The following is a 22049-nucleotide window of genomic DNA, read 5'->3' as shown; positions in this document are numbered from 1 at the left end:
TTCCATTCCCTCCTATACAAAAGCTAAAATCGCGCGCACACCAACGAAAGAAAGTACGAAGAAGAGTGCTGTGGTAGCTACTGCTACAACCTTTTGCGATTTCGGTCCTACCGTAATACCCCAAGTGATTAAGAAACCCCAAATTCCGTTAGCAAAGTGATATGCTGCAGAGATAATCCCCAAAATGAAGAATCCTAATGCGAATGGACTTGCAACTATACCAGCCATAGTATCAAAATTGATAGGAGTACCAAAAATAACGTGGGCTAAACGCAAATGCCATACATGCCAAATTAAGAAGAAGAATAAGATAACTCCACTAATCCTCTGTACTGCAAATGCCCAATTGCGCGCATAGCCATACGTACCAACATTGTAATTAGACGTGTATGCTATGTACATTCCATATACCCCATGAATAATTAACGGGATAAAGATGAAGAACAGTTCTACAAATAGAACATACGGAAAACCCATGATTCCCATTAGTCCATTGACCACAGAATCATAAACCTCCGCACCCATTAAAGCTATCGAATTTACATACAAATGCCAAATTAAAAATAAACCTAAAGGTATGATTCCTAATAATGAATGTACCTTCCTTAGTAAAAAGTGATTTCCACGATCCATTTAATTGGTTCCCCCTTCCCTTTCTTTAATAAAGCTTCTGTTTTATTCTAGTAAATATTCAACTCTATCTACTATTAGAACAACTCTAGTATCTTTATGCCCCCTTTATATAAAACATTAAAAAATATCGTTATGTGTTATAATACACCCACTAAAAAGCACAGTCAAGAAGCACCAACAACTACCAACGTGCCGCTTTAGTGCTTCTCCAATACTTTTTCACTAGTTATTTTGTCGTTGAATTTCGACAATTTACTAACTCAATCCTTTATATAATAACAATCGCTAACAGTAGCTAAAAACTACTATTATCTTGCTTGTTAACAATAGATGAATATTACAGTAATATTACAAAGCGTACCGTAATTACCTAAAAGACCATATTATTTAGTTTCGTTGGCTTTAAGGCTCGCTAGTATTGTTTGCGCCAATACATCACCTATGCCAAGTTGACGGAAGTCCTCTACGCTAGCATTACGGATTCCTTCTATAGAGCCGAAATGCTTTAGCAGCGCTTTACGGCGTTTTTCCCCAACCCCTTTTATATTATCAAGCTCGGATGTAAAGGTGTTTTTATTCTTTGTTTGACGATGAAAGGTAATCGCAAAACGATGAACTTCATCCTGTATTCGTTGTAACAGGTAAAAGGCTTCACTCGACTTCTCAAGGGGGATAATTTCTGCGTTTTTACCGAATAGGATTTGCTCTGTCTTATGCTCGCGGCTTTTTTTCAAGCCACAGATTGGGATATCCAAGCCAAGTTCATTTTCCAGTACATCAATAGCGCTCGATAGCTGTCCTTTACCACCATCTATTACAATTAAGTCTGGCAGCGGCAGGCTATCCTTTAATACCCTTAAATATCGCCTGCGTATTACTTCTCGCATGGTCGAATAGTCGTCTGCCCCCACAACTGTTCTTATCTTATATTTACGGTATTCCTTACGTGCAGGCTTGCCGTCAATATAGACAACCATTGCCGATACTGGGTCAGTACCTTGAATATTGGAATTATCAAAGGCTTCAATTCGTCTCGGTGTCTGAATATTCATAGCCTTAGCTAAATCCTCAATCGCCTTAAATGTTCTGTTGTAGTCCCGTTCTAATATTAAGAATCGCTCTTCTATCGCTATCTTAGCATTATTATTTGCCATATCTACAAGCTGTTTCTTCGCGCCACGCTGTGGCACCTTTGTTTTAATCGATAGCCATTCCTCTAATTCGACAGCATCCTTTACTTCTGGCAGTAATATTTCCTTTGGCAAAGCGTGATTTTCGTGGTAGTACTGGGTTACAAAGGTCATAAAGTCCTCTTGCTCGTCCCCATAATGCTTGAACAGGCTAGCATCACGTTCAATCAGCTTACCCTGGCGCATGTAAAACACCTGCACGCACATCCAGCCATGCTCGGCGTAATAGCCAAATATATCACGATCAACTGTATCAGTAAGGATGATTTTTTGCTTTTCCATAATAGTTTCAATGGCTTGGATTTGGTCACGAAATTCTTTAGCCCGCTCAAAATCCAATATCTCCGCTGCCTTTTGCATTTTAGTTCGCAGTTCATCGCGGAGTCCTTTATAATCACCCTTAAGAAACTTCGTAATATCTGAGACAATTGATTCGTAGTTTTCTGGATTAACCACTTCAGTGCATGGTGCATAGCATTGGGACATATGGTAATACAAGCACGGGACAGGTTTCATCGTTTTACATTTACGCAATGGATAGATGCGCCCTAACAGCCGTTTTGTTTCATGGGCAGCCTGAGCACTTGGATATGGTCCGAAGTATTTACCTTGATCCTTGAGAACTTTACGTACAACCTCTAAGCGCGGATGCTGTTCGTTGGTGATTTTTAGGTATGGGTAGGTCTTGTCGTCCTTAAGTAAAATGTTATATTGTGGCTTGTACTTTTTTATTAAATTACACTCAAGTATTAATGCCTCTGTAGCTGAATCAGTAACGATATACTCGAAGTCTTCAATATTAGCTACTAGTCGCTGTGTTTTTTCGTCATGACTGCCTGTAAAGTAAGAGCGCACGCGGTTTTTCAAGACCTTAGCCTTACCAACATAGATAACCTGACCGCTATCATCCTTCATTAGATAGCAGCCAGGCTTTGCTGGTAATAATGCGAGTTTATCTTTAAAGTTCATATATTTCACCCCAAACAAACACAAGGGGACGGTTCCTCTGTGTCCTATTCTGCAATTAGGCGTTTGCAGAGGCTAACTGCCTCTACAGCGTCCTTTGAATAACCATCAGCACCGATCTCTTTAGCGTAGCTAGACGTTACTACTGCCCCACCTACAATTACCTTTTGCTGTAGTTTTTGTTCGTTAATTTTGTCAATTAACTCAGGCATTCTTGTCATCGTCGTTGTCATCAGTGCACTTAGGCCTATGATATCTGCCTGCTCTTCAATGGCGCGCTGGATGATAAATTCTGTATCGACATTCTTACCTAAATCAATCACATCAAATCCATGGTTGGCAAGTAGGACGCTGACGATATTCTTACCAATATCGTGGATGTCTCCTTTTACTGTTGCCATTACTACCTTGCCTATTTTCTTACTACCGATACGATTTAGTTCTGGCTCTAATGCATGGAAGCTTGCAGTCATAGTTTCACCTGCTAGCATCAGCTGTGGTAAGAAGTAAATGCCCTTGCCAAACTTCTCGCCTACTTCTTCTATTCCTGGGATTAGACCCTTGTTCAGAAGATCCATCGCGCTATGTCCCTGCTCTAATCCATCATTGATACGAGCAACTACGTTTTCTTTATCTCCTGTAACTACCGTATGTTTTAGTAGCTCAAATATACAGCTAATCTGTCCTATATCCTTCGTCTGCTTGTCTGTTGGGCGCTGCACACTAATCTCTGAAGCTGATTCATCTAAATGCTGTGACCAATCTATATACTCTGCTGCATGTGGGTCACGGTTAGCTAAGACAGCGCTTGTCTTCAGTGCCATCATCATGTTGATATCTAACGGATTTATGATACCAGCATCTAATCCAACCCCTAAGGCCATTGAAAAGAAGGTCCGATTGATAAATGGACGCTTTGGCAAACCAAAGGACACGTTACTAACACCTAAAATTGTCGTTACCCCTAGCTGCTCCTTCACTAATGGAATCGCTTGCAGGGTTTCCTGAACCGCTTCTGGCTGAGCGCTTGCCGTTAAGACTAAGCAGTCGATAATAATATCCTTCGCAGGTATATCGTGCTCTTGCGCGCGTTTAACAATTTTCGTAGCTATTTCTAAGCGTTTTTCTTTTGTAGCCGGAAGCCCATCGTCGTCTAGAGCAAGTCCTACAACTGACGCTCCGAAGCGTTTTACTAATGGTAACACCTCAAGTAAGCTCTGTTCTTCACCATTCACAGAGTTAATCAGCGCTTTTCCATGATATTGCTTCAGTCCTGCCTCTAACACCTTAGGGTCGGTACTATCTAGCATTAGAGGTGTGTCTACAAGCGTCTGAATACGATTTACCGCCGTCTTCATCGCCTGTATTTGATCAATCTTTGGCACGCCCATATTAACATCAAGCACAGCCGCTCCAGCTTCTGTCTGCTCAATGGCTTCCTTACGCACCATATCCATTTTGCCAGCGCGAATTTCCTCAGATAATGCCTTCCTACCCGTTGGGTTAATCCGTTCTCCTACTGCAATCGGAGCTTTTGAGGCTTGAATTTCAACAGACTTCGTGCGACTGGCAATCCGCAGACCAAACTGATGCTGTCGCTGTTTAGGCTCTATACCTATAGTCGCTTCCGCAATCGCTTTAATGTGGTCAGGTGAACTTCCGCAGCATGCACCTACAATATTAACTCCGAGTTCAACCATTTCCCGTGCATATTTTGCCATTTCATCAGGAGTTGCGTCAAATACTGTTTGACCATCTACCAGCTTTGGTAGTCCAGCGTTAGGTTGTATTATTATTGGCAAATTGGTGTTTCTCGCAAGCAGTCTACCAATTTCCAAAAGCTCCTTAGGTCCTCCAGAGCAATTTGCCCCTATGGCTGAAATACCGATTCTTTCTAAAATTATAGCAGCACTTTCAGGGTCAGTTCCTGTGAACGTGCGCAAATCTTCGTTAAATGTTAATGAGGCGATTACAGGGATGCTGGTGTTTTCAACAGCAGCTAATGCCGCTGCACGCATTTCACCTATATCACCTGAGGTTTCGATAATCAGTAGGTCTGCGCCGCCTTTTTCTAAAGCTTGGGCTTGTTCTCTGAATATGTCATACATTTCATCGAAGCTAATTTCACCTAGTGGCTCAACAAATTTTCCAGTAGGTCCCATGCTACCAGCTACCCACTGACTGTCATTGAATATCGCTGCTTTAGCGCACTGTACAGCCTGCATATTAATCTGTTCAAGCTGATTTTCTAAGCCAAACTCCTTTAGCTTAATACGGTTTCCGCCAAAGGTATTGGTTGTAACAACATTGCTACCAGCTTCAAAATAAGCTCTATGAATTGCCGTTATTACCTCTGGCCGTTCTATATTCCAGCTTTCAGGACTAGCCCCAGTAGGGAAGCCTTTGCTTTGTAGCTGTGTTCCCATAGCACCGTCAAAAATTAGTATGTTTTTCTGCAAATATTCCTTTAACCAATTCCTCAAACAAATCTCTCCTAACTATCTCTAATTTGACAATCTACTGAGTCACACATCTTACACTTAGTTTCCTGGTCTGCTGACTCCTGTTCGGATAACCCATTATTAGTATGGGTCAATGGATACCAGCCAATAATTGCCGATACTGACTTGCGGGGTATTAGCTGACTATGCTCCGTGGTTTTAATACCTATTTCATTACCACCTAAGTAGTTAATCAAATCCTGCTGATTCTCAACGGACCAGCCACCATAGCCAGGGCTATAGCGAAACCTCGTGCCATAGCCTTTTCGCTTCGCTTCTTTCTTCACGTAATCATCTACATAATCAGCGACTCGTTCAACAGCATCAGAGCCAATTGCATCTAAAATCAGTGCCTTTGTAGGCTGCTGTTCTTTAAATAAACGATCGATTTCCATATCGATTTGTTCTCCAATTGTTACTCCTAGTAATGTAATTGCTTCACATTCCGCTAAATGCTTGTACACTTTCTCACTTCGGATTATATAAGAAGCATGTACATCTTTCCCATGTTCCGCAACATTGCTATCAGTGCAAGTAATTTCGAATTTCTTAGGGTCTTTAGTGACGATTTTCGCATGTCGAATCATCCCTTTTGGTTCAAGGATATATTTAGCTTGTTTGAGCATTGATTCGATAAGCTCATCAATTTCTTCTGTTGTTTCCGATTTGTTTTTCTTAAAGCCAAGGTAGCGATTAACCTCACTTACCTTTATGGTTATTGGCACATGTGGAAAAATCATAATAAGCCCTCATTTCAGAAGCAATATCTTACAATCAAACAGAGCTATTTGTATATGCAAAAAAAGCCCCTTAGAAAGAGGCTAAGAGTACTTACTCCAATATAGTTTAGAATATGTTATACTACTATGACTTAAATGTCAATATATCCGACTAAATTTGTCAGAATAGATTTAGTCTAGCACCACATTCGACTCGTTTTGGATACTTTCTACATATGCAAACGCTGCACGAACCTGTTCCTCTTCTCCCTCAAGCACAATTGTAACTGAACCCTCAGAGCCATTAGCGCCTCCCGACGCTACATGGGTTGCCATTACATCAAATAGAATTTCAAAGGCTTCTAGCTCAGTTATAACAATTGCATTCGATAGTGGTATTAATCCGACTGGAGTACCCATCACTAAATCAACTTCGTTTATACCCACTTCTATTGATGCATCTATTACGTTCGGCACTAGCTTTTCTAAGCCGACAGGACAGATAAAGGTTGCACCACGGGCAATTACTGTTCCGTAAGCAAGGCCGATTGTACCTCCCCTTTGATCAGCAGCTAAAATTCCGACATTACCATCTAAATCTAAGGCACTCGCACCCTTAATAAATAAATCACCTTTAGTGAACTCAGCCATAACATCTGGCCACGGCTGTTCTACCTTCTCACCATCGACTAACGATATTGGCTTTAAGCGCTTTTGCTCATCTGTTATGTCAAGCTTACCCTTAGAAACTATACCAGCTGTGTAGTAGCCTTTATGTAGGGATTCCTGTAATAGCTCTTCCGCAACATATGCGTTTGTAGTACCACCAGCAATAATAATTCTACCCTCTTTATACGCCGTTTGAACCGTTGACATATTAGCCACTGCCCGTCCTATCAATCGCTTTGACATGCTGGGATTTAAAACAACTAATGCTTTCATTTTAACAATACCCCCTAATCTAAAATACTTGTATATCGCGCATTTCCATTAATTATTCTTCACTTTATAAGTATAGCATAGTATTCTTAATCAAAAAATATAAGTGGTAAAAGAATCTATTACATGTACAAATGTGCTATGTAAGCTTGTTTTTAACCTGTTATTAGTGTAGAATACTTATGAAATTGTAAAAATAGGAGGTACGAAAATGGCTGCAATTGTTGCTGAAATGACAATCTCTGAGGTAGTACAAAAATATCCCGAAACAATTGAGGTATTTATGAAGCACGGCTTAGGTTGTGTTGGCTGTTCCGCTGCTAGATATGAGAACATTGCTCAAGGTGCCGCAGTACACGGTATCGATGCAGATAAACTAATCGCTGATCTAAACGCTTCTGTAAAACAATAATTTATCACTACATAAAAAAAGCAGGCATTTCCGACTGGAAATGCCTGCTTTTTTTGTGCCTGCAGATAAAAACAATTTCATCCGCTACCTAATGCGATCCCTTGCGTTCCCTAAGAAATCTCTGGTTTCATCTACTGCGTCCATTGCCCTGGTAGCACTTTTAAAAGCCATCTTGCCGACCATCCGTCTAGCCTCACGAGAGAAAGCTAATACAGCCGTCGATGCTAAAGCAACTCCCATCATAATTCTGCGGACGTTGTCTTCCATTTGTATTTCCCCCTTAATTTAAGTGTAAAATACGATTAGAAGATGCGAATGTTTTAAAACATTCATATATATAGTCCCACAATACGATTGCTTATATTCTATTTCTCCATGGTAGATAAATCACCAGTTGGAAGATTTAACTCCCATGCCTTTAATACACGACGCATTATTTTACCACTGCGTGTTTTTGGTAGTCCGTCCTTAAATTCAATTTCCCTTGGTGCTGCATGGGCCGCTAGACCAGTTTTTACAAACTGACGAATTTCTTCCTTCAATTCATCACTTGGCTCATAGCCAGCTCGTAAGGAAATAAACGCTTTAATAATCTCGCCACGAAGTGGATCTGGCTTACCAATTACTCCAGCTTCAGCAACAGCAGGATGCTCAACTAGCTTGCTTTCTACTTCAAATGGACCTACACGCTCTCCCGATGTATTGATTACATCATCTACACGTCCTTGGAACCAGAAGTATCCATCTTCATCCTTATACGCAGAATCCCCAGAAATATACCATGGCTCAAACTGGAAGTATTCATTATACTTAGCGTCGTTGTTCCATATTTTGCGCATCATTGATGGCCAGCCACGATTGATTGCTAAGTTACCCATTTGGTTTGGCCCTAATTCATTACCCTGATCATCGACAATAGAAGCTACAACACCAGGGAAAGGCTTACCCATGGAACCAGGTTTAATGTCCATACTAGGGAAGTTAACAATCATTTGTCCACCAGTCTCTGTCATCCACCATGTATCATGGATACGCTTCTTGAAGGTTTTCATACCCCAGCGAATAACCTCTGGATTTAACGGCTCACCTACACTCATAATATGACGGATTGATGTTAAATCAAAATCGTCAATACTATCCGCACCCTTAGCCATTAACATACGAAATGCCGTTGGCGCACTGTACCATATAGTAACTTTATAATTCTGTAGCGTCGAGTACCAATCCTCCGGACTAAAGCGTCCGCCACGTACAATATTCGTCACACCGTGCAACCATGGTGAGAAAATTCCGTAAGCTGTGCCTGTTACCCAGCCTGGATCTGCCGTACACCAGTATATATCACCTGGTTTAAAATCAATTACCCATTTACCTGTCTGATAGTGCTGTATCATTGCATTGTGAACGTGCAGAACCCCTTTTGGCTTACCTGTTGAACCAGATGTGTAGTGCAACAGCATGCCATCCTCACGATCTACCCACTCAATTTCAGCATCCTCCGAGGCACCGCTAAGCTCCTCGCTAAAATCGTAGAAGTTTGTCTCATCGTCACTTTGATACTTTTCTTTATCTAAATTAGTAACAATTACATGCTTAAGGTCTTTAAGATCTTTATAAGCTACGCGCTCTATAAGGGCATTGGTCGTAATTATGGCTACGGCAGCACTATCCTGCATACGATCAGTTACTGCATTCTCCATAAATGCTTCGAATAGTGGCCCAACAATTGCACCTATTTTCAAGGCACCTAGCATTGCAATATATAACTCAGGGCTTCGGTTCATAAATATAAATACCCTGTCACCTTTACCTATACCCTTCTGACGAAGGACGTTGGCGAACTGGTTGGTTTTAGCCTTCAAATCAGCAAAGGTCAGCTTTACCTCCTGTTTAGGATCAGAATATATTAAAGCAATTTGATCTCCATTTCCTTGATCTACATGCCTATCAATTGCTTCATAAACGATATTGACCTTATTGGTCTCATACCAGCTAAATTCCTTCTCAACATCTTCCCAGTTGAATTCTTGATACGCCTTCTCGTAATCCTGCAAGTTACAGTCCTTAATCTCTGCATAAATAATTTCCTTTGACATAATTCAGGCCTCCCTTTTCTTTTCCTTAACCTATTCATGTGATACAATATACTATAACAGTACATAATCATAATTGTTTTCTTATATCTGTTATATAACATTAGCAGTTTGTTTGTCAATAGTATTAGTAGATATAGTACAGATTTAGGAGGAAATCATGGAAAAAAATTATTTTTCAGAGGAAATAACCTTAGAGGACGGTTCAACTATTGAGATTTGTGGTCCAATTGAAGCCGAAAAACTTAGACACCTAAATATGCATGAACAGTTAGTGGCTTTTCGAATTCCAGAAGAGCAAAAGGAAGCATTGGTGGAAATCGCCGAATTACCTGAAGGCCGTATTGTAGGAGCTATTCACAATGATACATTGGTTGGATATATTACCTTCCATTACCCAGACCCATACGAACGTTGGGCCGAAGGGAATATGGAGGATTTACTTGAGCTAGGTGCTATCGAGGTAGCCAAGGACTACCGGCAATATGGACTAGCCAAAAAAATGATGGCAATAGCTTTTAAAGACTCAGTTATGGATCAGTTTATTGTTATATCAACGGAATATTATTGGCATTGGGATTTAAAGAATACGGGTCTTTCAGTCTGGGATTACCGAAAGATTATGGAAAGCATTATGAGCAGTGTTGGCATGGAGTATTTCGCCACAGACGATCCTGAAATCTGCTCCCATCCAGCAAATTTATTAATGGCTAGGATTGGCAAGGAGGTTCCCCTAGAATCTATAGAAGCCTTTGATAATTTACGCTTCAAAAACAGGCATATGTACTAAGTTACTATTTATGTACTAATATACTAATTAATATTTAAGATTATTGATTGAACGGAGGTTGCTCTTATGTTAATCGAAGAAATCATGAAAAAGAAGGTTATTACCGTAGAGCCTTCAGAAAGCCTTGCAGCTGCACTACGCATTACCAAAGAAAGACGCATACGGCATTTACCAGTTGTTGAAAACCAAGTTCTTGTTGGAATTGTAACAGATACAGATTTGAGAGATGTATGTCCATCCAAGCTTGTAAACGAAGACCAGGATGATTTATTACAAAAAACTACAATTAAAGAAATCATGAATACAAACGTCATTACTGCACATCCATTAGATTTTGTCGAGGACGCTGCCAGCGTCTTATATGAATTCAGAATCGGTTGCCTGCCTGTAATCCATAAAGGCAAGCTTGTGGGAATTGTAACGGAGTCCGATGTTTTACATACGTTAGTGGAATTATTGGGGGTGAATCAACCAAGTTCTCATGTTGAAGTAACTGTCGATGATAAGCCTGGTATGTTAGCAGACATAGCTGTTATATTTAAAGATCTTAAGGTTAACGTTACAAGTATTTATCTGAAGCCTAGCTCTGAGCATGGCAAGAAAATACTTGTGTTTCGTGTGCAAACGATGGATCCTCGACGTGTATGCTTGGCTATAGAGAAAGCTGGCTATAAAGTTAAGGGACCTTTAGGATTATCCTACGGAGAAATGTAATGAATAATAAGAGCTTATTTTTTCATGATCCGAGGTTTTATAAATATCGTTTTGGAGAAGATCACCCCTTTAATCCATTACGTTTAGAATTAACTGTAGATTTAATCGAGCAAATGAATTTACTTAAACCCGAGCAGATTGTTAGTCTAACAGAGGTAAGTGATGCGCTTTTAGGATTAGTTCATTGCCAAGAATATATTGACGAAGTGAAAATGGCCTCTACGGATATTAATTACAGCTCCTCAAGGTTTGGTCTTGGCACTGAGGATACTCCAACCTTTGAAAACATGCACCAAGTGTCATCCCTGGTCGTAGGCGGAACCGTTCAGGCAGCCGAGTCTGTTATGCAAGGAATATGTAAACATGCGTTAAACCTAGGCGGCGGGCTACATCATTCTTTTGCAAGCAGGGCTTCAGGATTTTGCATTTACAACGATGCTGCTGTTGCTATTAAGTACTTACAGCAGAAGTATAAAGCGCGGGTACTTTATCTTGATACCGATGCTCATCATGGCGATGGCGTGCAATCAATTTTTTATAATGATCCGACAGTCCTAACAATATCCTTTCATGAAACAGGCAAATATTTATTCCCTGGGACTGGACATATTCACGAACGAGGTGCAGGTGAAGGCTTTGGCTATTCATACAATATTCCCTTAGAGCCGTTCACAGAGGACGATTCATTTAAAGAAGTATTGTTCGAGGTGCTGCCAAGTGTGGTTGAGTCATTCAAGCCTGATATCATCATAAGTCAAAACGGCTGCGACGCTCACTACCTCGACCCACTGACACACCTTTATACGACCATAGATATATTCGCTGAAATTCCTAAGCTAGTACATCAACTTGCACACACATACTGCTCAGGAAGATGGGTTGCTATTGGCGGAGGCGGGTATGACCTATGGCGGGTTGTGCCGCGCGCCTGGACCTTATTATGGGCAGAGATGAACAATCAAGATATCATGCACCGCGAACTACCAAATGCCTGGATAGATAAGTGGCAGGCAAGCTCTCCCGTAACCCTGCCTACACACATGCAGGATCCCGAGAAGCTATATGAGCCCGTGCCAAGGAAGGCAGAAATCGACGAGAAAAACACATTAACAGCAAAAAAAGTATTGCACAAGCTATAGGAAAACGCCCAAAAGGATTATATAGTCCTTTGGGCGTTAAGTTATTCAGCGGCCATTGCCCTAGCCATTAATTCATCTTCAGAAAGCTTACCTATATTTATTAGTACCCTTCTATTCAATGCACGACCATCAGCAGTTTCATTAGGAGCAATCGGCCTATATTCAGCATATCCAACAGCCGTCATCCTATCTGGGTCCATTTCGTGCTCTGCTATGAAATAACGGATTACACGACTTGCACGGGCTGTTGACAATTCCCAGTTCGACGGAAATTGTATAGTCGATATTGGTATATTATCGGTATGTCCTTCTACCTCAATCGGGTTTGGCATCCCTTGAATTAATCTACCCACTGTAGCAAGGAATGGAATTCCTTCAGGTTTAATCTCAGCCCTACCTGAATCAAATAGCACGCGATCACGAATTTCAAGGGTCACTCCTCGATCATCTCTGGTGGCTGCAATTACTGTCTCTAAACGATTATCCTCTAAATATTGCTGTACTGCTTCATATAAATCATCCAACTGCTCTTCCTGTACCTGAGCCACTTCTTGCTGACTTTGGTCTTCATCAACACTTCGATTATCTTCATCAATTGGAACATTAGTATTCGCATGCAACGGAGGGTCTGGTGATACCACACTCACTCCACCTTCCACTATACTTTTCTTGCGGAAAGAGTCAGAAATCGCCTTGAACTTAACTATGTCTATTGTTGAAAACGCAAATAACAGAATAAAGAAACACAATATTAACGTGACTAAGTCCGAGAACGTAACCATCCATAACGGGGCACCAGGCTTATGCTTTTTACTTTTACTACGCACCTAAATCTTCCCCTTTATCGTTGGCTGCGTCTTCAAGTGCTTGCTCGTAAATTTCACGTTCACTAGTAGATAAGAATGCTTTTAATTTTTCTTCTAATATTTTTGGATTTTGCCCAGACTGCACACCTAGTACGCCCTCAATTGCAATTTGTCTAATAAATATTTCACGCTCACTTTTATTCGTCAATTTGCCTGCCATCGGAATAAATACAAGGTTTGCTAGTAAAGAACCATAGAATGTAGTTATAAGTGCAATCGCCATTTTCGGACCAATTGTATCTGGGTCATCTAAATTTCTTAGCATGAGTACAAGCCCAACTATTGTTCCAAGCATACCAAATGCTGGCGCTAGCTCTCCAGCTTTTGATAGGATATTAATTCCCCTTTGATGGCGCTCTTCAACAGCAATGACCTCAGCCTGCATTATTTCTTTAATAAGCTCTGGTTCAATACCATCAACTGCTAAGAGTATACCTTTTTTAATAAAAGGATCTTCTAACTCTTCAGCTTCTTGCTCTAAAGCTAATAATCCTTCTCGACGGGCTTTTGTAGCTAGGTTTGAAAATGTTTGAATAAGTCCAATAATCTCGCTATCTTTTTCATAAAAAGCCTGTTTAGCTATGGTGATAAGCCCTTTAAGCTCTGTAAGGGTGTAGTTAACAGCAAGGGCACTACTTAAACCTCCGACAACAATAAATAAAGAAGTAGCACTGACAAATGCTGTAACACCTTCAAAGGCAAAATCTGCCCCCATAAACATAGCTGCAGCTAATACTGTAAGGCCGACAAATATTCCACCAGCCGTCAACGCATCAAATTTCCCCATCAGATCTCTCCTAATCTATCTAAGAAACATATTATTAATTAAACACTAAGATACAATGCTTGTACAAGTGAAAAAACTCCTAAAATTATTACAATTAAATTTACGATTATACGCACACAACTACCTAAGTGTAACATATTTATCGGAAAAATATCATCTTTTTTAACATGTTAAAACTAAAAACAGGTGAAGAAGAGCATTAAAACACTCTTCAACACCTGTGTATTATCATTTATTGCTTAATAATTAGTCTACTTTAACATTTCAAATACCTGCTGGACATCCTTATCTCCGCGACCAGAAAGATTCACTATAATTGTCTGATCTTTCGACATTTGTGGTGCAATCTTTATGGCATGTGCAACTGCGTGAGAACTCTCAAGGGCTGGGATAATTCCTTCAAGCTTAGAAAGCAGTTGAAAAGCATCTAAAGCTTCTTTGTCCGTAATTGCCACGTATTCAGCACGACCACTAGCTTTTAAGTGACTATGCTGAGGGCCTACCCCAGGATAATCTAATCCTGCAGCTATAGAATGAGTATCTTTTAATGTGCCATCTTCTTTTTGAACAACATAGCATTTAAAGCCATGGATAACCCCAGGGGTGCCTGCCACTAATGGTGCCGCATGAATACCTGCTTCGATTCCTGTTCCACCAGGCTCAACACCGATAATTTTCACATCTTTATCTGCTTCAAAAGGATGGAATAAACCAATAGCATTACTACCTCCGCCAACACAGGCCATAATTACATCTGGCAGCTTACCTTCCTTTTCTAAAATCTGCTGTCTAGCTTCTCGACCAATCACAGCTTGAAAGTGTCTAACAATCATTGGGTATGGATGAGGCCCCACCGCTGAACCCAACATATAATAGGTGTTTTTATAGTTTTCCATAAGATCGTTCAGGGCTGCGTCTACAGCTTCTTTTAAGGTACGGCTACCTTCTGTAGCTGCTACAACCTTTGCACCTAATAACTCCATGCGAAATACGTTTAATGCCTGACGCCTTGTATCTTCTTCACCCATATATATTACACATTCCATACCAAACATAGCACATGCCGTTGCAGTTGCTACACCATGCTGCCCCGCTCCTGTTTCAGCTATAACTCTTTTTGCACCCATTCTTTTTGCCAGTAAGACCTGACCTAGAACGTTGTTGATTTTATGAGAGCCAGTATGGTTTAGTTCTTCTCTTTTTAGATATATTTTTGCGCCACCTAGCTTTTCAGTCAAACGCTCTGCTAGGTATAACGGATTTGGTCTGCCAATATACTCACGATTATAATAATCAAGTTCCTCAATGAAGTCTGGATCATCTTTGAATTTATAAAAATTTTCCTCAATATGATCCAATGCCTTTTGTAGTTCCTCTGGAACAAAGCTCCCACCAAATTCACCATAATAACCAGTTTCTTTCACTAATTCTTGTTTCACTACACTCATCTCCTCTATTTTTTCTCAGCTAACTGCCTAGCTACTATATACATTAACTGAATAGAGGCTTGTGCGTCAATGAAAAATTAACTTTTAGCATTAAGGCTTTTTTAAGACTTTATGGTTCTATCCAAAGAAGCCCATACTTAGATATCTTTCACCCGTGTCAGGGGCAATGACGACTACCTTTTGCTCAGGGCTAAGCTTAGCTGCTACTTTTACAGCAGTAAATATAGCCGCCCCACCTGATACTCCGACCAAAATACCCTCTTTTCTAGCAAGGTCCTTTGTCATTTGAATTGCATCTTCATCGCTAATCAAATGTATTTCATCATATATTTTTTGGTTTAGAATACTCGGTACGAAGCCTGGGCTTGTTCCGATAATCTTATGACTACCTGGTTCTCCACCAGATAATACAGGTGAACCCTGTGGTTCGACGACATGAATTTCTATCTCAGGAAGTTGCTGCTTCAAGGTTTCACCCGTTCCCGTTATTGTTCCCCCAGTGCCAGCTGTGGCTACAAATGCATCAAGCTTCCCATCAAGCTCACGAAGAATCTCTAGTGCCGTAGTTGTCCTGTGTATATCAGGATTTGCAAGGTTATTAAATTGTTGCGGCATAAAGCTATTTGGAATCTCAGCTAGGAGCTGTTCAGCCTTTTCTATAGCTCCTGGCATCCGCTTGTCACCAGGCGTTAAAACTACTTCTGCACCGTAGGCCTTAAGAATCAGTATACGCTCAAGGGTCATAGAATCTGGCATTACTAGAATTGTACGATATCCAAGGGCAGCCCCAACCATCGCTAAACCTATCCCTGTATTACCGCTAGTAGGCTCTATGATTGTACTATCCTTGTTAATCAACCCTTGCTTTTCTGCCTCCATGAACATATTTAGCGCTGCTCTATCCTTGACACTTTTTGTAGGATTGAAGAATTCCAGCTTTGCATACACTTCAGCAGAATTTGCATGCACAACTCTGTTTAATTTTACGAGAGGAGTGTTTCCCACGAGCTCTGTTATATTGTTTACTACCTTCATACTTATCTCCTCTATTCTTACTAAGTTTTCTTTTATCTATTAGCTAGTACTCGCTCTAAAATGGATAAGTCAATCAAACCAGAGATATTAGAGCTTGTAGTAACGCCGCTTTCTTCAGATATCACAGCCATTGCATCCATTGATTCCATGTTAATCTCATAAGTCATTGGGCTACGCTCTAATGATCTAGCAAGAATATCTACATCTATATCTTGTTGTGTAATATCGTTAATCACTTTGTTAATAGCTTCTAATGAATCCTGTGTGTTAGTTTCGATATACTCGATTGAGCGTACGTGTGCTTTTAAGAACTGCTCAACAGCCTCTGGATTTTGCTCGATAAACTTCTGTGATGTTACAATTACAGTCGCTGGCGTGCGTCCGTTAAATGGTAGTTCATCCCAATCTTTAACTACCACTGCACCTTCAGCCTCTAGCATAGTTCCCCATGGCTCTGGAATGCTCGATGCGTCGATTTGGTTTTGTGCAAATAAACCACGAACTGCTGAAGGATTTTGCGATCTGTGAACTACTGTACCGCCTGCTTGTTGCATGTTCATTCCAAGTGGAGCTAATGCCTGCCTAAGAATTAGGTCATGTGTACATCCTAGTGAGTGAGTTGCCACTACTTTGTTCGATAAATCTTCTAATGTTGCAATGCCTGAGTCTGGATTTGCTACTATCATTACACCGCCGTCACTTGTGCCTGCAAGAATTGTTACCTTAGCGCCTTGCACAAAACGGTTAAGTGCTGGCCCTGGCCCAACATAACCTATATCAATTTGGCCTGTTGCCATTGCATCCATGAATAATGAACCACCAGAGAATGTATGTGTTTGAATTTCATACCCTTCTAATTCTTCAGCGAAAAATCCTTTTTCCAAACCAATCATCGCAGGAGCGTGGGTAATATTAGGGAAATACCCTATGCTAATTGTGTTACTATCTTTACTGGCGTTACTCGCGCAACCCATAGCCACCAAAGCCAGTATACTAACGATTGTAATTAAAAATATTATTTTCTTATTCATTTTCATTTCCCCCTTGTTTGTAGAACAGTCCTTCTGACTGTACATTTGTTATATTGTTCATTTTTTTAGCATTTTCGAATACCATTGTAAATGCCGCCTGATCTATCTCCAATGATATTGGACTTCTTATAAGTGATTTAGCCAAAACTTCAGTCGATATTTCCTGTTGTGTGATATTTCTAATCTGTTGCTGCATAATCATTAAGCTTTCTTCTTTATTTTGCTCTATATAAATAATTGTTTCTTTATGAGCTTGCAGAAATTTTTCTATTATATCAGGGTTATTTCTAGCGTAACTTTCAGAAGTTACTATTATCGTTGCAGGCACTTGCCCTGCATACGGAAACTCATTCCAGTCCAGCATTACCCTGGCACCGTTTTGCTCTAATAGACTTCCCCAAGGTTCAGGTGCCATTGCTGCATCGAGCTGTTGCTGACTAAAAGCACTTTGGATTGTTGCCGCACCTTGGATTCGGTGCCTTACGGTACCACCCTGCTGTTCCAACGCTAGGTTGTTTTCACTCAGTAGATGGCGTAGCATAATGTCTCGACTATCGCCAATAGCTTGTGTAGCAACTATATTTCCTGCCAAATCTGCTGTCGTATTGATATCTGTAGCTGGGTTGGCTACTAGCAGCATACCACCATTACTTGCACCTGCTAGGATTTGGACTTTAGCACCTTGGAGGTAGCGGTTGATTACTGGTCCTGGACCAACATAACCTATATCAATCTTCCCTGTGGCAAGGGCATCCATCAATAAGTTACCAACCGCAAACGTCTGATATGATAAATCCAATTCTGGGAAATGGTCCGCAAATATCCCAGCTTCTATACCAACCATCGCTGGTGCATGTGTAACATTTGGGAAATATCCTATACTCAATTGCTGACTGCTATCTGTTTCTGACGACTGGCTGCAAGCACTAATAAATAATACAACAATCAATAATACCGTTATGCTTAAGTACCTATTCTTCATCTGCACACCTCTGAACACTGTAAAATCTAACACTTCAATATCCACTAATACTTCAATATTTGTTACTTCAATAGTCCATAGCGTCTTAACACTTTATTTTCATACTTACTAAAGATTAAAGAGTCTGTAATCATACCGATTAGTGCAATTATAATCATAATTGATATTACTAAGCTCATGTTTGCAGTATCTCTACCCCACATTAGGATGTATCCTAATCCGTCACCTGCACCAATTAACTCCCCTGCCATTAACGCTCTCCAAGCGAAGGCCCAAGACAAACGCATTCCTGTAATAATTTGTGGTACAGCGGCTGGTATCATTACCTTTGTTAACATGCTCGCGTCACTTAATCCCATTGTTTGCCCAGCCTTAATGTAAATCCTAGGTACATTTTTAATTCCTGATGATGTGTTCATTACCATCGTCCAAACACCACCAAGGGTAACTACAAAGATAATTGCTGGTTCTCCAAAGCCAAACCACAATAGTGCAAGCGGTAGCCATACGATGCTTGGGATTGTTTGCAACGCTAGAACTAATGAACCTAATGTTTCTTCTACTAATTTGTAGCGAGCAATTAGAAATCCTATGAATACTCCAATAACAACTCCTAATGTGTAACCAATCAGCAAGCGTTTCATACTAGCTATCGTTGCTGATATCAAAGCGCCTGAAGCTATATTTCTATATAGTGTTTCTGTAACCATCCATGGGGATGGGAACATATATGGCTCCCATAGTTCGAGTCTAAATAGCCCCTCCCATATAAGAATCAGAATCACCATGAATCCTATTCTTTTGAGCATAGATACTCTCCCCCATTTCCTGTTTCATAACTTTATCTATCTCTTCACCTAATGCATCGAAAATTTGTTTCTCATGGTAATGCAATATATCGTTTTGGAAATCCCTTGGTCTACTTTCTTCAATAATAAACTCCTTCTTAATCTTGCCTGGCTGTGTCGCCATAACTATTATGCGATCCGCTAGGATTAACGCTTCACGGATATTGTGAGTAACAAAAATGATTGTTTTCTTACTCTCCTGCCAGATTTTACCCAACTGGTAATGGAGCATCATCCGTGTCTGTTCATCAAGTGCAGCAAATGGTTCATCCATAAGCAGTACCTCTGGCTCCATAGCGAATGTACGAGCTATTGCCGTTCTTTGCTTCATACCTCCTGAAAGCTGATGGGGCAGTGCATCACGGTACTTATGTAAATGCACCATCCGTAGATAGCGATCTACTGAGTTTTTGATATATTCTTTTGAAAAGCGACTTTGCTGCTTCATCGGAAAAGCAACATTCTGCTCTACAGTCATCCATGGGAACAATCCAGACTCTTGAAAAATTACCCCGCGATCAGGACCAGGCTTTGTTACCTCTTTGCCATGAAGTGTGACAGTGCCCGAGCTTGCCTGCTCTAGTCCAGCTACAATATTCATAAGCGTCGTCTTCCCGCAGCCAGATGGCCCTAATAACGCAACAAATTCCCCTGTTTTAATTTCTAAATCAATTCCATCTAGGACTAGGTTGTCAGTTTTTTCACCTGGAAAGCTCTTATATACTTTTTTTATTGTAAGCACCTTAGCCACCTCATTCATTTTTAATTATTGTAATTCCGATAGTTTTACTATGATTTAGTTGTTTTGTTTATTATAAATACTTTTTATACCTGTTGTCAATAGGCAATGATAAAAATTTGTATCAAATACAATTTATATTTGATTAAAAAATTCCAAAAAAATAAGACCCTTTATTTTAAGCAAGGTCCCGTAGTAAATAGTCGTTAAGTTCAAAGCAATCAACGCAAGATATATGCTTCATCTCACCAAATGAACTTATGTATGTGTTCATCTCGTAATCATATAATCTTTGTTGTGGATTTAAATGTTGTTCAGTGCTGACTTCTTCTAACACCTCTGAAGGTTTATACCTATTTGCTGGTAACGTGGTTAGAAGTTCAATATATGCTATGACAACGAACGACATAGCTGCTTTAATAAAATGTCGCCTTGTAGTAATCAATAGTCCCCACTCCCCATCAGTTTTTAGTGTAAAATGGATACCTGTATGTATACAAATCGTGTATATACAGGTACCCATTTTAGAAAAATAAAACTACAAACTTGTTAAAACAGCATAATTACATTGTAGTCTCAAAAGTCTTACAATCTGTTTCTTTCTCAGAAGAAGCTTGTTGACCTGATTGACTTACGACATAGATGGAATCAGCGTCACACTTGTTCCCCTGAGCCCAGTATTTACAGTTACTTACTTCACAAAGTACATCTTTAGCCATTATCAAACACCCCCTTCTATATATAAAATGTCCCACCAGCTACAAAACATACAAAACAAAACTTGGCACCACCACAGCTATACGCGCCATTAATCGAAAAAAAGAAGCAATATCTATTGATATCACTTCTTCCTTAATAACTAATCTACAAATCATAACTAATCTACAAATCGTATTTGATCAAGATTTGATTTTAATGATCGGCGCACAGATTGAATGTACTCTTGTCTCAACATTAACTGTTCATTCTTCTCATCGCGGCTAAGTCCAAATTCCTTAGATTTCCTAGCTAGTTCGTTAATACGTTCAATTTTCTCATTGGTAATCAATTGCTATCTGCCTCCGTATACAATGATATGCATCCATCGTAACATTTTAGACAGTGAATGGCAACTTCGTATAGAATTTGCTTTTTTTTGCTAATTTAGCTTAGAAACGGCTTTAACGCTTCACATAACTGTTCAAATTCTGCAGGATTTAATTGCTGTGCTGCATCACATAATGCTACTGGTGGATTTGGATGATGCTCAACCATAATACCATCAGCGCCTGCTGCTAATGATGCCTTAGCCGTCGGAATTACAATATCCTTACGTCCTGTTGAGTGACTTACATCAACAATAACTGGCAAATGGCTTTCTTGTTTAAGTATTGGAACCGCCGAAATATCTAATGTGTTTCTCGTTGCACGTTCGTACGTTCTAATACCGCGCTCGCAAAGGATAACATTACTGTTACCATGGGATACTACATACTCAGCAGCAAACATAAATTCATCTAAGGTAGCGGCTAATCCACGCTTAAGAATAATTGGTATACTTGCTTCTCCTGCGACTTTAAGTAGTTCAAAGTTTTGCATGTTACGAGCACCAATCTGAATTACATCGATATATTTGTGAGCTGCTTCCATGTCATAAGGACTTACAATTTCACTAACAACGATTAAGTCAAGCTCATCTGCTACCTTACGTAAAATTTGCAAACCTTCTTCTCCAAGACCCTGGAAATCATACGGTGATGTTCTTGGTTTAAAGGCACCGCCGCGCAGCATACGTACGCCCTGTTTCTTTAGATTCTCAGCAGCAGCGTATGTCTGCTCATAAGTTTCTACCGCACAAGGTCCAGCTATGATGACTTTATTGTTAGCCCCAATCTTCAGCCCTTTAATATCTATAACTGTATCCGTTGTTTTAATTTTACGACTTACTAATAATTCCTTTTGTTGATCTGTTTTTTGTAAGTCTAATGATGCTTTGAAGATTTGCTTAAATAAGTGGCGGATTGTATCATCTGAGAATGGCCCATTATTTCTACTTACAAGCTCTTCAAGCATTTGACTCTCACGTACAGGGTCAAATCGCTTTGTACCGATTTTAGCCTTTACCTTACCAATTTCCGCTACAATTTCTGCCCTTTTTGTTATTAAATCTAATAGCTCTATGTTGATATCATCTAATTGACCACGTAGTTCCTTTAATCTTTCTGCTGTCATATAAAT

General features: G+C 40.1%; 23 protein-coding genes. 4 read left to right on the top strand and 19 right to left on the bottom strand.

Translation table 11 applies throughout. The features are described from left to right. Positions 1-12: 12 nt before the first annotated feature. The 5 genes from BHF68_RS00850 to BHF68_RS00830 form a co-directional block, all read right to left on the bottom strand. Positions 13-633: a succinate dehydrogenase/fumarate reductase transmembrane subunit gene (locus BHF68_RS00850; RefSeq protein ID WP_069641757.1), complete on the bottom strand. Its 621-nt coding sequence runs from the start codon at positions 631-633 to the stop codon at positions 13-15. A gap of 383 nt (positions 634-1016) precedes the next feature. After that, entirely contained in the window at positions 1017-2792 is a 1776-nt protein-coding gene (uvrC, locus tag BHF68_RS00845; protein ID WP_069641756.1) for an excinuclease ABC subunit UvrC, read from the bottom strand. Between the two features lie 44 nt (positions 2793-2836). Continuing rightward, positions 2837-5272 carry a homocysteine S-methyltransferase family protein gene (locus BHF68_RS00840; RefSeq protein ID WP_218070311.1) on the bottom strand — a complete coding sequence of 812 codons (2436 nt, stop codon included), beginning with the start codon at positions 5270-5272 and terminating at the stop codon, positions 2837-2839. 11 nt (positions 5273-5283) lie between these two features. Beyond that, complete coding sequence (locus tag BHF68_RS00835; RefSeq protein ID WP_069641755.1) at positions 5284-6030, bottom strand: vitamin B12 dependent-methionine synthase activation domain-containing protein; 747 nt, start codon at positions 6028-6030, stop codon at positions 5284-5286. Between the two features lie 171 nt (positions 6031-6201). Beyond that, entirely contained in the window at positions 6202-6951 is a 750-nt protein-coding gene (locus tag BHF68_RS00830) for a hypothetical protein (RefSeq protein WP_069641754.1), read from the bottom strand. Between the two features lie 208 nt (positions 6952-7159). Between BHF68_RS00830 and BHF68_RS00825 the strand changes: the two genes are divergently transcribed. After that, a complete protein-coding gene (locus BHF68_RS00825) occupies positions 7160-7360 on the top strand; it encodes a DUF1858 domain-containing protein (protein ID WP_069641753.1) in 201 nt (66 codons plus the stop codon). A gap of 84 nt (positions 7361-7444) precedes the next feature. Here the strand turns inward: BHF68_RS00825 and BHF68_RS00820 are convergent, their stop codons facing one another. Both BHF68_RS00820 and acsA read right to left on the bottom strand, forming a co-directional pair. Continuing rightward, the gene (locus tag BHF68_RS00820; protein WP_069641752.1) at positions 7445-7627 is read right to left on the bottom strand and encodes a hypothetical protein; all 183 of its coding nucleotides are present in this window, start codon (positions 7625-7627) and stop codon (positions 7445-7447) included. Positions 7628-7725: 98 nt separating this feature from the next. Beyond that, positions 7726-9456 carry an acetate--CoA ligase gene (gene acsA / locus BHF68_RS00815; RefSeq protein WP_069641751.1) on the bottom strand — a complete coding sequence of 577 codons (1731 nt, stop codon included), beginning with the start codon at positions 9454-9456 and terminating at the stop codon, positions 7726-7728. Between the two features lie 157 nt (positions 9457-9613). Between acsA and BHF68_RS00810 the strand changes: the two genes are divergently transcribed. The 3 genes from BHF68_RS00810 (at position 9614) to BHF68_RS00800 (ending at position 12096) form a co-directional block, all read left to right on the top strand. Next, positions 9614-10243 (top strand): GNAT family N-acetyltransferase, encoded by a 630-nt coding sequence (locus tag BHF68_RS00810; protein ID WP_069641750.1) that lies wholly within the window; start codon positions 9614-9616, stop codon positions 10241-10243. A gap of 66 nt (positions 10244-10309) precedes the next feature. After that, positions 10310-10957 (top strand): CBS and ACT domain-containing protein, encoded by a 648-nt coding sequence (locus BHF68_RS00805; RefSeq protein ID WP_069641749.1) that lies wholly within the window; start codon positions 10310-10312, stop codon positions 10955-10957. Then, positions 10957-12096, top strand: coding sequence for an acetoin utilization protein AcuC (locus BHF68_RS00800; protein WP_069641748.1), 1140 nt, complete (start codon positions 10957-10959; stop codon positions 12094-12096). Before BHF68_RS00805 ends, BHF68_RS00800 begins: the two co-directional genes overlap by 1 nt. A gap of 41 nt (positions 12097-12137) precedes the next feature. Here BHF68_RS00800 and motS read toward each other — a convergent pair whose 3' ends face one another. From motS to BHF68_RS00745, 12 genes are all read right to left on the bottom strand, one after another. Then, positions 12138-12923, bottom strand: coding sequence for a flagellar motor protein MotS (gene motS / locus BHF68_RS00795; protein ID WP_245669613.1), 786 nt, complete (start codon positions 12921-12923; stop codon positions 12138-12140). Next, positions 12916-13749 carry a MotA/TolQ/ExbB proton channel family protein gene (locus tag BHF68_RS00790; protein WP_069641747.1) on the bottom strand — a complete coding sequence of 278 codons (834 nt, stop codon included), beginning with the start codon at positions 13747-13749 and terminating at the stop codon, positions 12916-12918. Before BHF68_RS00790 ends, motS begins: the two co-directional genes overlap by 8 nt. A 251-nt stretch (positions 13750-14000) precedes the next feature. Further along, a complete protein-coding gene (gene trpB / locus BHF68_RS00785) occupies positions 14001-15188 on the bottom strand; it encodes a tryptophan synthase subunit beta (RefSeq protein ID WP_254006218.1) in 1188 nt (395 codons plus the stop codon). A 126-nt stretch (positions 15189-15314) separates the two neighbouring features. Beyond that, entirely contained in the window at positions 15315-16232 is a 918-nt protein-coding gene (gene cysK, locus BHF68_RS00780; protein WP_069641745.1) for a cysteine synthase A, read from the bottom strand. Between the two features lie 32 nt (positions 16233-16264). Continuing rightward, complete coding sequence (locus BHF68_RS00775) at positions 16265-17263, bottom strand: aliphatic sulfonate ABC transporter substrate-binding protein (protein ID WP_069641744.1); 999 nt, start codon at positions 17261-17263, stop codon at positions 16265-16267. Continuing rightward, positions 17256-18245, bottom strand: a complete 990-nt coding sequence (locus tag BHF68_RS00770; protein WP_069641743.1) for an aliphatic sulfonate ABC transporter substrate-binding protein — start codon at positions 18243-18245, stop codon at positions 17256-17258. The genes BHF68_RS00775 and BHF68_RS00770 overlap by 8 nt, the downstream gene beginning before the upstream one ends. Positions 18246-18307: 62 nt before the next feature. Then, positions 18308-19054, bottom strand: a complete 747-nt coding sequence (locus BHF68_RS00765) for an ABC transporter permease (RefSeq protein WP_069641742.1) — start codon at positions 19052-19054, stop codon at positions 18308-18310. Further along, complete coding sequence (locus tag BHF68_RS00760; protein WP_069641741.1) at positions 18996-19835, bottom strand: ABC transporter ATP-binding protein; 840 nt, start codon at positions 19833-19835, stop codon at positions 18996-18998. Before BHF68_RS00760 ends, BHF68_RS00765 begins: the two co-directional genes overlap by 59 nt. Positions 19836-20010: 175 nt before the next feature. Continuing rightward, positions 20011-20277, bottom strand: coding sequence for a hypothetical protein (locus BHF68_RS00755; protein ID WP_069641740.1), 267 nt, complete (start codon positions 20275-20277; stop codon positions 20011-20013). A 118-nt stretch (positions 20278-20395) separates the two neighbouring features. Next, positions 20396-20551: a DUF1540 domain-containing protein gene (locus tag BHF68_RS00750; protein WP_069641739.1), complete on the bottom strand. Its 156-nt coding sequence runs from the start codon at positions 20549-20551 to the stop codon at positions 20396-20398. A gap of 158 nt (positions 20552-20709) precedes the next feature. Continuing rightward, positions 20710-20880, bottom strand: a complete 171-nt coding sequence (locus BHF68_RS15005; protein ID WP_084019108.1) for a DUF896 domain-containing protein — start codon at positions 20878-20880, stop codon at positions 20710-20712. A 95-nt stretch (positions 20881-20975) separates the two neighbouring features. Beyond that, positions 20976-22043, bottom strand: coding sequence for a bifunctional 3-deoxy-7-phosphoheptulonate synthase/chorismate mutase (locus BHF68_RS00745; RefSeq protein WP_069641738.1), 1068 nt, complete (start codon positions 22041-22043; stop codon positions 20976-20978). Between the last annotated feature and the right edge of the window lie 6 nt (positions 22044-22049).

This window comes from Desulfuribacillus alkaliarsenatis, assembly GCF_001730225.1.
GTDB classification, from domain to species: domain Bacteria; phylum Bacillota; class Bacilli; order Desulfuribacillales; family Desulfuribacillaceae; genus Desulfuribacillus; species Desulfuribacillus alkaliarsenatis.
This window is presented reverse-complemented; position numbering and strand designations above follow the sequence as displayed.